Source organism: Streptomyces sp. NPDC111606 (assembly GCF_055656945.1).
In genome coordinates this window covers 447,011-461,235 of record NZ_JBVKBY010000001.1, presented here as the reverse complement: position 1 = coordinate 461,235, position 14,225 = coordinate 447,011, and the positions used below count along the sequence as shown (strand labels likewise).

The 14,225-nt window shown below is 70.2% G+C and carries 16 protein-coding genes; 11 read left to right on the top strand and 5 right to left on the bottom strand.

The features are described from left to right. Positions 1–2 precede the first annotated feature (2 nt). The 3 genes from ACZ7M7_RS02135 to ACZ7M7_RS02125 all read left to right on the top strand — a co-directional run bounded on the left by ACZ7M7_RS02135 (position 3) and on the right by ACZ7M7_RS02125 (position 2,477). Positions 3–494, top strand: a complete 492-nt coding sequence (locus tag ACZ7M7_RS02135; RefSeq protein ID WP_383596495.1) for a DUF5304 domain-containing protein — start codon at positions 3–5, stop codon at positions 492–494. A gap of 140 nt (positions 495–634) precedes the next feature. Continuing rightward, positions 635–1,588 carry an ROK family glucokinase gene (locus tag ACZ7M7_RS02130; protein ID WP_383623912.1) on the top strand — a complete coding sequence of 318 codons (954 nt, stop codon included), beginning with the start codon at positions 635–637 and terminating at the stop codon, positions 1,586–1,588. Positions 1,589–1,727: 139 nt separating this feature from the next. Continuing rightward, a complete protein-coding gene (locus ACZ7M7_RS02125; protein ID WP_383596501.1) occupies positions 1,728–2,477 on the top strand; it encodes an endonuclease/exonuclease/phosphatase family protein in 750 nt (249 codons plus the stop codon). Position 2,478: 1 nt separating this feature from the next. On the opposite strand, the gene ACZ7M7_RS02120 is transcribed toward ACZ7M7_RS02125, so the two are convergent. Together ACZ7M7_RS02120 and ACZ7M7_RS02115 are read right to left on the bottom strand one after the other, a co-directional pair. Next, complete coding sequence (locus ACZ7M7_RS02120; RefSeq protein ID WP_472111885.1) at positions 2,479–3,132, bottom strand: hypothetical protein; 654 nt, start codon at positions 3,130–3,132, stop codon at positions 2,479–2,481. After that, the gene (locus ACZ7M7_RS02115; protein WP_383596507.1) at positions 3,125–3,904 is read right to left on the bottom strand and encodes an alpha/beta hydrolase; all 780 of its coding nucleotides are present in this window, start codon (positions 3,902–3,904) and stop codon (positions 3,125–3,127) included. The genes ACZ7M7_RS02120 and ACZ7M7_RS02115 overlap by 8 nt, the downstream gene beginning before the upstream one ends. A gap of 207 nt (positions 3,905–4,111) precedes the next feature. On the opposite strand from ACZ7M7_RS02115, the gene ACZ7M7_RS02110 reads away from it, so the two are divergent. From ACZ7M7_RS02110 to ACZ7M7_RS02090, 5 genes are all read left to right on the top strand, one after another. Beyond that, on the top strand, positions 4,112–4,831 hold the full coding sequence (locus ACZ7M7_RS02110) for a lysophospholipid acyltransferase family protein (RefSeq protein ID WP_362378159.1): 720 nt from the start codon (positions 4,112–4,114) through the stop codon (positions 4,829–4,831). Positions 4,832–4,865: 34 nt separating this feature from the next. Continuing rightward, the gene (gene macS, locus ACZ7M7_RS02105; protein WP_472111882.1) at positions 4,866–6,104 is read left to right on the top strand and encodes a MacS family sensor histidine kinase; all 1,239 of its coding nucleotides are present in this window, start codon (positions 4,866–4,868) and stop codon (positions 6,102–6,104) included. Beyond that, positions 6,101–6,802, top strand: a complete 702-nt coding sequence (locus ACZ7M7_RS02100; RefSeq protein ID WP_383596514.1) for a response regulator — start codon at positions 6,101–6,103, stop codon at positions 6,800–6,802. Before macS ends, ACZ7M7_RS02100 begins: the two co-directional genes overlap by 4 nt. Before the next feature lie 148 nt (positions 6,803–6,950). Further along, positions 6,951–7,979, top strand: a complete 1,029-nt coding sequence (locus tag ACZ7M7_RS02095) for a 6-phosphofructokinase (protein WP_383596517.1) — start codon at positions 6,951–6,953, stop codon at positions 7,977–7,979. Between the two features lie 112 nt (positions 7,980–8,091). After that, positions 8,092–9,087 (top strand): 2-hydroxyacid dehydrogenase, encoded by a 996-nt coding sequence (locus ACZ7M7_RS02090; protein WP_472111879.1) that lies wholly within the window; start codon positions 8,092–8,094, stop codon positions 9,085–9,087. Here ACZ7M7_RS02090 and ACZ7M7_RS02085 read toward each other — a convergent pair. Together ACZ7M7_RS02085 and ACZ7M7_RS02080 are read right to left on the bottom strand one after the other, a co-directional pair. Next, positions 9,039–10,931: an anthranilate synthase family protein gene (locus ACZ7M7_RS02085; protein ID WP_472111876.1), complete on the bottom strand. Its 1,893-nt coding sequence runs from the start codon at positions 10,929–10,931 to the stop codon at positions 9,039–9,041. The two genes, ACZ7M7_RS02090 and ACZ7M7_RS02085, sit on opposite strands and share 49 nt — an antisense overlap. 110 nt (positions 10,932–11,041) lie before the next feature. Continuing rightward, complete coding sequence (locus ACZ7M7_RS02080; protein WP_078516689.1) at positions 11,042–11,098, bottom strand: trp operon leader peptide; 57 nt, start codon at positions 11,096–11,098, stop codon at positions 11,042–11,044. Positions 11,099–11,194: 96 nt separating this feature from the next. Between ACZ7M7_RS02080 and ACZ7M7_RS02075 the strand changes: the two genes are divergently transcribed. Together ACZ7M7_RS02075 and ACZ7M7_RS02070 are read left to right on the top strand one after the other, a co-directional pair. Then, positions 11,195–12,547 (top strand): class II 3-deoxy-7-phosphoheptulonate synthase, encoded by a 1,353-nt coding sequence (locus tag ACZ7M7_RS02075; RefSeq protein ID WP_383596527.1) that lies wholly within the window; start codon positions 11,195–11,197, stop codon positions 12,545–12,547. A gap of 119 nt (positions 12,548–12,666) precedes the next feature. Further along, the gene (locus ACZ7M7_RS02070) at positions 12,667–12,924 is read left to right on the top strand and encodes a (2Fe-2S)-binding protein (protein WP_470948312.1); all 258 of its coding nucleotides are present in this window, start codon (positions 12,667–12,669) and stop codon (positions 12,922–12,924) included. On the opposite strand, the gene bfr is transcribed toward ACZ7M7_RS02070, so the two are convergent. Beyond that, a complete protein-coding gene (gene bfr, locus ACZ7M7_RS02065) occupies positions 12,921–13,397 on the bottom strand; it encodes a bacterioferritin (RefSeq protein ID WP_328882207.1) in 477 nt (158 codons plus the stop codon). The two genes, ACZ7M7_RS02070 and bfr, sit on opposite strands and share 4 nt — an antisense overlap. 176 nt (positions 13,398–13,573) lie before the next feature. Here bfr and ACZ7M7_RS02060 point away from each other — a divergent pair, with 176 nt between their 5' ends. Continuing rightward, positions 13,574–14,206 (top strand): sulfite oxidase-like oxidoreductase, encoded by a 633-nt coding sequence (locus ACZ7M7_RS02060; protein ID WP_383596530.1) that lies wholly within the window; start codon positions 13,574–13,576, stop codon positions 14,204–14,206. The last annotated feature ends 19 nt before the right edge of the window (positions 14,207–14,225 follow it).

The window sequence follows — 14,225 nt, the reverse complement described above, 5'->3', positions numbered from 1 at the left end:
TCATGAGCGAAGAGCTCCCCCCGTCCGACGCCGAGCACGAGGCGATCGACGAGGTACGGGCGACCGACGCCGACGCCTGGTCCACGGCGTGCGCCGAGGACCTCGCGGAGGAGAAGGCCCGCCGCCGCGCCCAGTACGGCACGCCCCCGGGCTCGGCCGCCGAGGAACTGCGCAAGCTCGTCGACGCCGTCGCGGACAAGCTCTCGACCCTCCAGTCCCCGCTGCTCGGCGCGGTCGCCGGACCCGCCGCCCAGCAGGTGGTCAAGCAGGTCGTGGAGCAGGCCAAGGCCGCCGTCGAGCCCGTCATCGAGCGCAACCCCGACGTCTTCGACCACCTGGCCGCGGCCGGCGGCGAACTCCTCGCCGCCTACCGCTCCGCGGTCCAGGCCCAGGAACAGCGCTGGACCACCCGCGAGACGCGCGGGCACGACCTGGACGAGCGCCCCGACCGGGGCGACGAGGCCGGTCCCGGAGAGCGCATCGACCTGGACTGATTCCCCGGTCGCCGGACGAGCCGAGCCCCCGCGTTCAGGGGCTCGGCCGGCCCCGTCCGCCGGGCGGACGACGGCGACTCCGACGGCAGGGGCTCGGGTACGGTTGGCCGTAGCGGGGCTCGACCGAAACTGAGGGATTCATGGGACTCACCATCGGCGTCGACATCGGCGGCACGAAGATCGCGGCCGGCGTGGTCGACGAGGAAGGCAACATCCTCTCGACCTACAAGGTGCCGACCCCGGGCACGCCCGAGGGCATCGTGGACGCCATCGCCTCCGCGGTGGAGGGCGCGCGCGCCGGGCACGAGATCGTCGGCGTGGGTATCGGTGCGGCCGGTTACGTCAATCGTCAGCGCTCCGAGGTCTACTTCGCCCCCAACATCGACTGGCGCAACGAGCCGCTCAAGGAGAAGGTCGAGGCCCGCGTCGGCCTCCCGGTCGTCGTGGAGAACGACGCCAACGCGGCCGCGTGGGGCGAGTACAAGTTCGGCGCGGGCAAGGGCCACCGCAACGTCATCTGCATCACCCTGGGCACCGGCCTCGGCGGCGGCATCATCATCGGCAACAAGCTGCGCCGCGGCCACTACGGCGTGGCCGCCGAGTTCGGCCACATCCGCATGGTGCCGGACGGCCTGCTCTGCGGCTGCGGCAGCCAGGGCTGCTGGGAGCAGTACGCCTCCGGCCGTGCCCTCGTCCGATACGCCAAGCAGCGCGCCAACGCCACCCCCGAGAGCGCCGAGGTCCTGCTCGGCATGGGCGACGGCAGCCCCGAGGGCATCGAGGGCAAGCACATCTCCATGGCCGCCCGCCAGGGTGACCCGGTCGCCGTCGACTCCTACCGCGAGCTCGCCCGCTGGGCCGGCGCCGGCCTCGCCGACCTGGCCTCCCTCTTCGACCCGTCCGCCTTCATCGTCGGCGGCGGCCTCTCGGACGAGGGCGAACTGGTCCTCGACCCGATCCGCAAGTCCTACAAGCGCTGGCTCGTGGGCGGGAACTGGCGCCCCGTGGCGGACGTCATCGCCGCTCAGCTCGGCAACAAGGCAGGCCTGGTGGGCGCGGCGGACCTGGCCAGGGAGCCCGACCCGATCATGTAGCGGGCCGGCGGGTCCCACTCCTCAGGGGTGCGGGGCTGTATCAGCACGCGGCTCCGCCGCGTGGGCGCGACCAGCCACACCCGACTGGCACTCGCGCACCAGCCTCGCGCCCCGAGCCGTTGGGCGTAAATTGATCCACATGGAGCTGCTGCCCAACTCCCGGACGGAGCCCGACGGTTCCGCTCTCATCCGCGTACTCAGCTACAACATCCGCTCGATGCGCGACGACACGGACGCCCTCGCCCGCGTCATCACCGCCTGCGACCCCGACCTCGTCCTCATCCAGGAAGCCCCCCGGTTCTTCCGCTGGCGCAAGAAACTCTCCCGCCTGGCCCGCGCAGCGAACCTCGTCGTCCTCACGGGCGGCGCCACGGCCGCGGGCCCGGCGATCCTGTGCAATCTGAGGGCCACGGTGGAGCGAACCGAGGACGTACTCCTCCCACTCACCCCCGGACTCCACAGACGCGGCTTCGCCACGGCAGTGGTCCGCTTCGGCGGCGCCCGTCTCGGCGTGCTCTGCTGCCACCTCTCCCTGCAGAAGGACGAGCGCTACGCACAGGGCGGCATGCTGCTCGACCGTCTCGCCGGCATGGGCGTGGAGCACGCCGTCGCGGGCGGCGACCTGAACGAACGCCCCGGCGGCCGAACCTTCCGCCGCCTGGCCGACGGACTCCAGGACTGCTGGGCCACCAGCCCCTGGGGCAGCGAGTACACCTCGACCCCGGCCGACCCCCACCAACGCATCGACGCGATCTTCGCGACGAAGGGCATCGAAGTGGCCGGATGCGGAGTTCCCCTCGGCCATCGCGGGATCACGCAGACAGACCTGAGGGCGGCCACGGACCACCTTCCGGTCCTGGCCGCCCTCAGAGTCCCGGCAGCTCGGTAGGTCAGACGACCGCGCCCCGACCCGGATCGTCGTCGTCCTCGTCGTCCGTCTTCATGCGTATCACCAGCGTGGCGAACCCGCCCAGGAACCCGCCGATGCCCAGGGTGGCCAGCCACCACGTCATGTCCCAGTTCAGCAGGACGGCGAGCAGCAGCAGGACCGGCCCGCCGATCACCGCGAGCCAGGCGAACTTCGCGGTCGGGTCGGCGGCGGGCAGGGGCGGCGGCTCCGGTGGGACGAAGTGGCCCTCGTCGTCGGCGTCGAAGTCCTCCTCGGCGGGCTCGGGCACGCTGTAGTCGCGTGGGCCGACGCCAGGGGCGAAGGAGATCGAGCTGCCTAGGGGCTGGGCGGGCTCGGCCGGCTTGTCCTCCTTGGGCTCGTCGGTCTGCTTGACCTTCGCGCCCTTGTCGCCGTGCCCGGCCTGCGGCTGCTCGTCCCCCCTGCCGCTGGTCTCGTCGTTGGTGTCGGGCTCCAGCAGGGCCAGGTCCTCCACGGACTTGAAGGGCTTCGAGCCGGGCGGGTCCGGCGGCTCGTCGCCGTACCCGGCGACGATCGCGGCCCAGGCGGCGTCCTCGTCGAACGGGACGTGCTGCTCTTCCGGCTCGCGATCGTCGCGGTCCTCGCGCCTTTCGCGGTCGGAGTCGTGCTCAGCCACGTGCGGTCGTCCTTCCCTTGCCGACGCCGGTTGCGAGCCGGCTGATGAAGCCGAGGCTCTCCTCGAAGATCCGGTTCGCGTCATGGTCCAACGTCGCCACGTGATAACTCTGTTCCAGCACGACCTCCGTTACGTCCGTCGAGGACACCCTGCTCAGGATCCGGGCCGAGTCCGCGGGCGGCACGGTGTGGTCCTGGGCGCTGCGCAGCAGCAGCAGCGGCTGGGTGACCTGCGGCAGCTCGCCGTCGACCAGGCCGAAGAAGGTGCGCAGCGAGTGGGCCGCGTGCAGCGGCACCCGGTCGTACCCGATCTCGACGCCGCCCTCCTTGGCGATGTCACTGGCGATCCCCGGCGCCGTACGGACGAAGTGGCGGGACACCGGGAGGGTGTACGCGAACAGTCCGTGCACCTTGTTCGCCGGGTTGACGACCAGCACGCCGGCGACGTCCTCCCCGTGCTTCGCGGCGAGCCGCAGGGCGAGGGCGCCGCCCATGGACAGGCCGGCCACGAAGACCCGGGTGCAGTGCTCGCGCAGGCTGCGCAGCTCGCGGTCCACCTCGGCGTACCAGTCCTGCCAGCCGGTGAGCTGCATGTCCTCCCAGCGGGTGCCGTGGCCCGGCAGCAGCGGCAGTGAGACGGTGAGCCCGCGCTCGGCGAGATACTCCGCCCAGGGGCGCAGCGACTGGGGGGAGCCGGTGAAGCCGTGGCAGAGCAGGACCCCGACCTCCCCGCCCGCACGGCGGTAGGGCTCGGCTCCAGGAAGGACCGGCACCTTACGGTCTCCTGTTCGTGAGAAGGACGACATGGACGAGAGGAACCACAACGACCCACGCGGCGGAGCCGCAAGTCGATACATCCAGGTGTCCTTCACCGTACGCGACCGCACTGACACCGACCAGGGTCGTCGGAGTCATTGGGAGTGCTCCGGGTTAAGGTCTGAGCGACAGACACAGGAGGCACTCGGTTGTTGTACGGCGCGATGAAGGTGACCATCGGGGGACCGCTGAAGGTCGCCTTCAGGCCCTGGGTGGAAGGCCTGGAGAACATTCCCGCCGAGGGCCCCGCGATCCTCGCGAGCAATCACCTGTCCTTCTCGGACTCGTTCTTCCTGCCCGCGGTCCTCGACCGCAAGGTGACCTTCATCGCGAAGGCCGAGTACTTCACCACCCCGGGCGTCAAGGGCAGGCTGACGGCCGCGTTCTTCAAGGGCGTCGGCCAGCTGCCCGTGGACCGCTCCGGGGGGCGCGGGGCGGGCGAGGCGGCCATCAAGAGCGGCACGGACGTCCTTGAGCGCGGTGAGCTGTTCGGTATCTATCCCGAGGGCACGCGCTCGCCCGACGGCCGGCTCTACCGGGGCAAGCCGGGCGGCCTCGCGCGCGTGGCGCTCGCCAGCGGAGCCCCGGTCATTCCGGTCGCCATGATCGACACGGAGAAGATCCAGCCGCCCGGCAAGGTCATGCCCAAGCTCATGCGGCCCGGCATCCGGATCGGCAGGCCGCTGGACTTCGGCCGGTACCAGGGCATGGAGCACGACCGCTTCGTGCTCCGCGCGCTGACCGACGAGGTCATGTACGAGATCATGAAGCTCTCCGGCCAGGAGTACGTCGACATGTACGCGACCGCCGCCAAGCGGCAGATCGCGGAGGCGGCGAAGGCCGAGAAGGAACAGGCGCGGAAGAAGAAGGAACTGTCCGAATAGAGTCGGCCGCACACTGAGCCGAGGGGTGGGGGGCATGGCCAAGCGCGAGCGGGTCATGAGGATGTCGGTCGAGCAGCCGCTGTGGCGCGCGCTCACCGGATACCGGGTGCTGACCCTGGTGTACGCGATCGGGCTCTTCGTCAGCGCGTACGACGAGGTCGCACGCCCCTGGGTGGCCGTCGGCTACTTCGCCGTACTGACCGTCTGGACGCTGGCCACTTTGCCCCGCGTCGCGAACGCCGCGAGCTGCACCAGGCGTTTCCTCGCGGTGGACCTCACCATCGCCCTGGCCGGCATCCTGCTCACGCGGCTCGCCGAGTCACCCGAGCGGATCGACGCCGGGGCCCCGACCCTGCCGTCGATATGGACGGCGGGCGCCGTGCTGGCGTTCGCCATCAAGGGCGGCTGGCGCTGGGCCGCCTTCGCCTCCACGCTGGTCGCCGCCGCCAATCTGGTCCACCGCTCCGGCGTACCGACCCGCGACACCGTCCACATGGTGCTGCTCGTCTGGATCGCGTCCATCGCCATCGGCTACGTCGTCGAGGTCGCCCGGGCCTCCGAGCGCACCCTCGCCCGGGCCCTGGAGATCGAGGCGGCGACGCGGGAGCGGGAGCGGCTCGCCCGGGACATCCACGACAGCGTGCTTCAGGTGCTGGCGATGGTGCAGCGGCGCGGCGCCGTCATCGGCGGCGAGGCGGCCGAGCTGGGCCGGATGGCGGGCGAGCAGGAGGTCGCGCTGCGCACCCTGGTCTCGGGCGGCCTGGTGCCCGTGTCGCGGGCGTCGGAGGACGCCGCCGAGGGCGCGGTCGTACGGGCGGTCGAGGAGCCGGACGACTCCACCGGTCCCACCGGCCAGGTCGATCTGCGTGTGCTGCTCGCCCCGTTCGCCGGCGCCAGGGTCAGCCTCGCCGAGCCGGGCGCGCCCGTGTCCCTGACCCCCGCCGCGGCACGGGAGTTGACCGCGGCCGTCGGGGCCGCCCTGGACAATGTCCGCCGGCACGCGGGGGAGGACGCGCGTGCGTGGATCCTCGTCGAGGACGAGCCCGGCGAGGTGATCGTCACCGTCCGGGACGACGGACCCGGCATCCCCGAGGGCCGGCTGGTTCAGGCCGAGGGTGAGGGGCGGCTCGGCGTCGCCCTGTCGATCCGGGGCCGGCTGCGGGACCTCGGCGGCACCGCCGAGCTGATCTCGGTGCCGGGGCAGGGCACCGAAGTGGAACTGAAAGTACCGAAGGACAGCAGCGCTTCACGGGGGAAGGCGGGGCAGCGATGACGGACACCGCGAGCGGACCGGACGCACAGCGGGGCACGATCAGGGTCATGGTGGTCGACGACCACCCCATGTGGCGCGACGCGGTGGCCCGGGACCTGGCCGAGTCCGGCTTCGACGTGGTCGCCACCGCAGGCGACGGCGACCAGGCCGTACGCCGCGCGAAGGCAGCCGCCCCCGACGTCCTGGTGCTCGACCTCAACCTGCCCGCCAAGCCCGGCGTCCAGGTCTGCAAGGAACTCGTCGGCCACAACCCGGCGCTGCGCGTCCTCGTCCTGTCCGCGAGCGGCGAGCACGCCGACGTCCTGGAGGCCGTGAAGTCCGGCGCGACCGGGTACCTGCTGAAGTCCGCGTCCACGGAGGAGTTGCTGGACGCGGTGCGCCGAACCGCCGTCGGCGACCCGGTGTTCACACCGGGCCTGGCAGGGCTGGTCCTCGGCGAGTACCGGCGCCTCGCGTCCGAGCCCGCGCCGGTCGCGTCCGACGCCGACCAGCCGGGGGCCCCGCAGCTCACCGAGCGCGAGACGGAGGTGCTGCGGCTCGTGGCCAAGGGTCTGAGCTACAAGCAGATCGCCGAACGCCTGGTCATCTCCCACCGCACGGTCCAGAACCACGTCCAGAACACCCTCGGCAAGCTCCAGTTGCACAACCGGGTGGAGCTGGTCCGATACGCGATCGAGCGCGGCCTCGACGACGAGTGATCCGGCGATCCGCTGACCCGATGAACGACCCGGTGCGTAAACCAACCGTCTGACACTTCACCGGAATTGCCCTTCCCGCCCATCCCTGTGTGACCTGTATCACCATTAGCGTGGCCTCATCAGGCAACCGCGGCGAAGGGATATTTCCATGCGGGTCGGAGTACTGACCGGAGGCGGCGACTGCCCCGGTCTCAACGCCGTCATCCGGGCCGTCGTCCGCAAGGGCGTACAGGAGTACGGCTACGACTTCGTCGGCTTCCGGGACGGCTGGCGAGGTCCGCTCGAGAACGACACCATCCGTCTCGACATCCCCGCCGTGCGCGGCATCCTGCCCCGCGGCGGCACCATCCTCGGCTCCTCGCGCACCAACCCGCTGAAGCAGGAGGACGGCATCCGCCGTATCAAGGAGAACCTCGCCAAGCAGGAGGTCGAGGCGCTCATCGTCATCGGCGGCGAGGACACCCTGGGCGTCGCCACCCAACTGTCCGACGAGTACGGCGTGCCCTGCGTCGGCGTGCCGAAGACGATCGACAACGACCTGTCCGCCACCGACTACACCTTCGGCTTCGACACCGCGGTCGGCATCGCGACCGAGGCGATCGACCGGCTGCACACCACCGCCGAGTCCCACATGCGTGTCCTCGTCTGCGAGGTGATGGGCCGTCACGCCGGCTGGATCGCCATCCACTCCGGGCTGGCCGGCGGGGCCAACGTCATCCTCATCCCCGAGCAGCGCTTCGACGTCGACAAGGTCTGCGCCTGGATCACCTCGCGCTTCAAGGCGTCGTACGCCCCGATCGTGGTCGTCGCCGAGGGCGCCATGCCGAAGGACGGCGACATGGTGCTGAAGGACCAGTCGCTGGACTCCTTCGGACACGTCCGGCTGTCCGGCGTCGGCGAGTGGCTCGCCAAGGAGATCGAGCGGCGGACGGGCAAGGAGGCCCGTACGACGGTCCTCGGGCACATCCAGCGCGGCGGCACCCCCAGCGCCTTCGACCGCTGGCTCGCCACCCGGTTCGGGCTGCACGCCATCGAGGCGGTCCGCGACGGCGACTTCGGCAAAATGGTCGCCCTGCGCGGCACCGACATCGTCCGTGTCCCGATCGCGGACGCCACGGCCAAGCTGAAGACGGTGGAGCCGAAGCTGTACGAAGAGGTCGGCGTCTTCTTCGGCTGACCGGCCCTCGCCGCCCGCGTTCCGGCGGCGGCGTACCGGCGGCTGGTTTCCGCCCGGCGTCGTGGGGTTGTGGGTCGTATATTCGGCCCATAGCCCCACGAAGGGAGCCGTCTTGGAGATCATGGCCTTCGGTGTGCAGGCCGACGAGAAGCCCCTGCTCGAGCAGGCCTTCCGGGGCCACCACGAGGTCCGCTGCCTGGACGTCTTCCTCAACGGGGACACCGCCCCCATCGCCACCGGCCACGAGGTCGTCTGCACCAGCGTCAACTGCGACCTCGGCGACCGCGTCCTGGGGACCCTCGCGGCCGGCGGGACCCGGATGGTCGCCCAGCGCTCCACCGGCTTCAACAACATCGACCTCAAGGTCGCCGAGCGTCTCGGCATGACGGTCGCTCGGGTCTCGTACTACTCGCCCCACGCCGTGGCCGAATTCGCCTGGACCCTCGCCATGGCGGTCAACCGCCGTATCGTCCGTGCCTCCACGCGCACGCGTGACTTCGACTTCCGCCTCGACGGCCTGATGGGCCGCGACATGCACGGCCGCACCGCCGGCGTCCTCGGCACCGGAAAGATCGGCGAGGCGTTCACGCGGATCGCCCACGGCTTCGGCATGAAGCTCCTCGGCTGGGACGTCGCCGAGAACCCCACCTGCATGCAGCTCGGCATGCGCTACGTCTCCAAGGACCAGCTCCTCGCCGAGTCCGACCTGGTCAGCCTGCACGTCCCGCTGATGCCGGAGACCCGGCACCTGATCGACGCGGACGCGCTGAAGGCGATGAAGGACGACGCGATCCTGGTCAACTCCAGCCGCGGCGGCCTCATCGACACCGCGGCCCTCGTCGCCGAACTGCGCGAGGGCCGCTTCACGGGCGTCGGCCTCGATGTGTACGAGGCGGAGGCCGGGCTGTTCTTCCTCGACAAGTCCCTCCAGGCGATCGAGGACGACACCCTGGCCCGCCTCGTCACCTTCCCGAACGTCCTGGTCACCTCCCACCAGGCGTACTACACCCAGGACGCCGTCGGCCAGATCGTCGATACCACCCTGAAGAACGTCCTCGACTACACGGCGGGCCGCCGCTCCGAGAACGTGCTGGTCCCGCGCAGCTGACCCACCAGCTCCCGGACGACGGCGGCGCCGTTCAGCGTCAGGACCGACTCCGGGTGGAACTGCACGCCGGCGAAGCCTGGCCCGCGCACCGCATGCACCTCCCCGTTGCCGGCCCGGCTGACCTCGACGCCGTGCGCCGCGAGCTCCTGGAGGGCCTCGTCGTCGCAGCGCGCCACGAAGCTGTTGTAGAAACCGACCGTCTCCGGCCGCCCGAACAGCTCGATCGTCGTCTGCGCGCCCTGGTACGGCACTTCCTTGCGTACGATCTCCAGCCCCAGCTCGGCCGCGATCAGCTCGTGCCCGAGGCAGACGCCGAGCACGCCGTGCCGGTGCCCGCGGATGACCCCGGCGGTCAGCTCCCGCAGGAACCGCATCTTGGGGTCGGCGAGATCCGAGGGGTCCCCCGGGCCGGGGCCGAGCACGACCGGTCCCTCGTGCGCGAGCACCGCCTCGCGCAGACCGGGCTCGTCGTAACGCCGCACGCTCACCTCCAGGCCGCTCGACCGCAGCACGTGCGCGAGCATCGCCGTGAAGGTGTCCTCCCCGTCGACGACCAGGGCATGTCCGCTCAGCTCGGCGGACGGCTCCTGCATCCGCAGCCAGAAGGGCGCGAGCGACGCCCGGCGCCCGTCGAGCGCGGCACGTACGCGCGGGTCGTCGGCGAGGCGGGGCTGCACGGACTCCTTGCGCGGCCTGCCCGGCCGTACGCCCAGAGCCGCCAGCACACCCGCCGCCTTCGCGTGGGTCTCCGCGACCTCGCTCGCCGGGTCCGACCCCCGCACGAGCGTGGCGCCGACCGGTACCCGCAGCCGTCCGGCCGCGTCGATGTCGGCGGTGCGGATCAGGATGGGGGAGTCGAGGGTCTGGGCGCCGCCGGAGTCCTGGCCGAGGAGGGCCAGCGCACCGGCGTAGTACGCGCGCCCGCCGACCTCGTGCCGCTCGATGACCCGGCAGGCGTTCTGCACGGGCGAGCCGGTGACGGTGGCCGCGAACATGGTCTCCTTGAGGACCTCCCGCACATCCAGCGAGGACTTCCCGCGCAGCTCGTACTCGGTGTGCGCGAGGTGCGCCATCTCCTTCAGCCGGGGCCCGACGACCACACCGCCCATGTCGCCGACCGTGCACATCATCTTGAGCTCCTCGTCGACGACCATCGACAGCTCCTCGATCTCCTTGCCGTCGGCGAGGAAGTCCAGCAGATGCCCGGGTGTCGGCCCCTCGGCGGGATAGCGGTACGTCCCGCTGATCGGGTTCATGAGCACGGTCCCGCCGGACATCCGCACGTGCACCTCGGGGCTGGCCCCGACCAGCGTGCGCCCGCCCGTCTCCCGCCCGGTGTGCACGACGAACGTCCAGTACGCGCCCCGCTCGCCCTCCAGCAGCCGCCGGAACAGCGCGAGCGCGTCGGCGCGTCCGAAGCCGGGGATCTCTCCCTCGTACGTCCGCCGGATCACGAAGTTCGCGCCCTCGCCCTGCCCGATCTCCTCGCGCAGCACCCGCCCGACGATCTCGCCGTACTCCTCGTCGCCCACGTCGAAGCCGCCGCCCTCGACCCGCACGTCGTGCGCGGGGAACTGCGCCAGGGCGTCGGCGAGCGGGATCTCGTACGTCTCCTCGGGGATCAGCACCGTCAGCGGGGTGCCGTCGTCACGGACGTCGAAGCCGCGCTCGCGGATCTGCCGGAAGGGGACCAGCGCCAGGCCCTCGGCGGGGAGGTCGGCCAGTCTTTCGTAGGTGCTGACCGGGCCGATCATGACCTCGACGGTCTCGTGATCGTGGCCCGGGGTGCGGCGGCGCAGCAGGGCGAACGGACGGGGGTCGTCCGGCAAGCCGAGCAGGTTCATGGGTCCGTGCTCCTTCTCCGTGGATCTGTGGATTCGGTGGAGAGGAACGACCCGGAAAACGCCGAAGGCCGCCCCTCGGGCGGCCTTCGCGAAGTCTGTCGTACGCGCAGTCAGCGGGCCGCCGGATGAGCGGTCCACCACCAGTTCTGGGTCGAGTGCGCGAACATGGCAGGCACCCTACCCCATGTCCGAGTCGTGTACCTCGTGTCTCAATTGCTGGGCATGGGGCAGGACGCCCGACACGACCCCGTAATGTTGAGGTCGTGACCGTGAACGCTAAGACCAGCACGAGTGCTGGCAACACCTGGCGAAACCTGCCCGCGGCGCAGCAGCCCGAGTACCCCGACACCGAGGCTCTGCGCGCAGTCGTTGCGGAGCTGGAGTCGTATCCGCCGCTCGTTTTTGCGGGCGAGTGCGATCAGCTGCGCGCCCGGATGGCGGCCGTCGCCAAGGGAGAGGCGTTCCTCCTCCAGGGTGGCGACTGCGCCGAGGCCTTCGACGCGGTGTCCGCCGACCAGATCCGCAACAAGCTCAAGACCCTGCTCCAGATGGGCGCCGTGCTGACGTACGCCGCGTCCGTCCCCGTGGTGAAGGTCGGCCGCATCGCCGGCCAGTACTCCAAGCCGCGCTCCAAGGGCACCGAGACCCGCGACGGCGTGACCCTGCCGACCTACCGCGGCGACTCGGTCAACGGCTTCGACTTCAACGAGGCCGCCCGCGTCCCGGACCCCGAGCGTCTGAAAAGGATGTACAACGCGTCCGCCTCCACGCTCAACCTGGTGCGCGCCTTCACCACCGGCGGTTACGCCGACCTGCGCCAGGTGCACGCCTGGAACCAGGACTTCGTGAAGTCGTCCCCGTCCGGTCAGCGCTACGAGCAGCTCGCCCGCGAGATCGACCAGGCACTGAACTTCATGCACGCCTGCGGGGCCGACCCGGAGGAGTTCAAGACGGTCGAGTTCTACTCCTCGCACGAGGCGCTGCTGCTCGACTACGAGTCCGCGCTCACCCGCGTCGACTCGCGCACCGGGCAGCTGTACGACGTCTCCGGGCACATGGTGTGGATCGGTGAGCGCACCCGGCAGCTGGACCACGCGCACATCGAGTTCGCCTCCAAGATCCGCAACCCGATCGGCATCAAGCTCGGCCCGACCACGACGGCCGAGGAGGCGCTGCAGTACATCGAGCGCCTGGACCCCGAGCGTGAGCCGGGCCGGCTGACCTTCATCGTCCGGATGGGCGCCGACAAGGTCCGCGACAAGCTCCCCGAGCTGGTCGAGAAGGTCACCGCCTCGGGCGCCACCGTGGCCTGGGTGACCGACCCGATGCACGGCAACACCTTCGAGGCGGCCTCCGGTCACAAGACCCGCCGCTTCGACGACGTGCTCGACGAGGTCAAGGGCTTCTTCGAGGTCCACAAGGCCCTCGGCACCCACCCGGGCGGCATCCACGTGGAGCTCACCGGCGACGACGTCACCGAGTGCGTGGGCGGCGGCGACGAGATCTTCGTCGACGACCTGCACCAGCGCTACGAGACGGCCTGCGACCCGCGGCTCAACCGCAGCCAGTCGCTTGACCTGGCCTTCCTCGTCGCGGAGATGTACAGGGACCAGTAGCCGGTTCGGTTGTTACATGCAAAGGGGTGGGGCGCGGATCACATACGATCCGCGCCCCACCCCACTTTTACGGCTCCGGTGTGACGGGTAAGGTTAGGTTAGCCTCACCGATCAAGGGGATGGCACATCGATCCCGCCGGGAGGTGAACCGCGTGTACGTCTGCAGTTGCTTCGGCATTACCGAGCAGCAGGTCAAGAAGCACGCGGAGGGCGGCGCCTGCACCCCCCGCCAGATAGCTTCGGCCTGCAAGGCCGGCACGGACTGCGGGTCATGTGTGCGCCGTATTCAGGCGCTCCTGGGCAGGGGTGCCTGCCCGCGCCGGGAGCTCGCCGACCGGGGGGAGCCCCTGCTCTCCGACCTTGAGGACGCGGCCTAGCTCGGCTGCTCGATCTGCTGCGCGAGGTACAGCGCCTCGCCGAGCTTCTCGATGAGCTCCAGCTGGGTGTCCAGGTAGTCGATGTGGTGCTCCTCGTCCTCGAGGATCGACTCGAAGATGTTCGCGGACGTGATGTCGCCCTTGGTGCGCATCACCTCGATGCCGCGCTTGAGGCGGTCGATCGCCTCGACCTCGACCTGGCGGTCGGCCTGGAACATCTCGGTGACCGTCTGGCCGACCCGCACGTGGAACAGCCGCTGGTAGTTGGGCAGGCCGTCCAGCATGAGGATGCGCTCGGTGAGCTTGTCCGCGTGCTTCATCTCATCGATGGACTCTTCACGCGTGTACTTGGCGAGCTTGGTCCAGCCTTTGTTGTCCTGGATCCGGTAGTGCAGCCAGTACTGGTTGATCGCCGTGAGCTCGCCGGTCAGCTGCTCGTTGAGGAATTCGAGGACCTCGGGGTCGCCCTGCATCGCAGAGGCTCCTTCCACGCGTGGTAACTGGCGGGTTGCGCCGCATGATTCCACCGCTGAAGAAGATCGTCCAGTAAGTCTTCACTTAGTAAGTAAGTGCATGCTTAGTCCAGTTTGCGGTGGATTGTTGAGGGGTGTGGTCAGGTGCACTGCCCCTGGTCTGTCAGGATGGAGTCATGGGTCAGCCGGCAGAGCGCGAAGGTGGAGCAGCAGCACACGCCGAGCTTCCGCCGGGACAGCGAGTGCAGCGCGGCTGGCCGGTCACGCACTACGGCCCGGTCCCCAAGTTCCGGCCCGAACGCTGGGAGTTCAGGGTGTTCGGGGCCACCGCCGACGGCGAGAAGCACTGCTGGAACCATGAGGAGTTCACGGCTCTGCCGTACAAGACCGTCGTCGCCGATCTGCACTGCGTCACGAAGTTCAGCATGCTCGGCGCGGAGTGGGGCGGCATTCCGGCCCGTACGATCCTGGAGATCGCCCCACCCGCACCGGCCGTCACACATGTGATGGTGTGGGCCGAGTACGGCTTCAGCTCCAACCTCCGCCTCGCCGACTTCGCCTCCGATCGCGCGATCTTCGCGACCCACAAGGACGGCGAACTGCTCACGGCGGAGCACGGATTCCCCCTTCGTCTGGTCGTCCCCCATCTGTACGCCTGGAAGGGGCCCAAGTGGGTCCGGGGCGTGGAGTACATGACCGCCGACCGGCGCGGGTTCTGGGAGGAGCGCGGCTACCACAACCTCGGGGACCCGTGGAAGGAACAGCGGTACTCGTACCAGGAGGAGCCCGGGGACGGGCCGGAGCTGTGACTTTCGGTGGCCCTGCCGG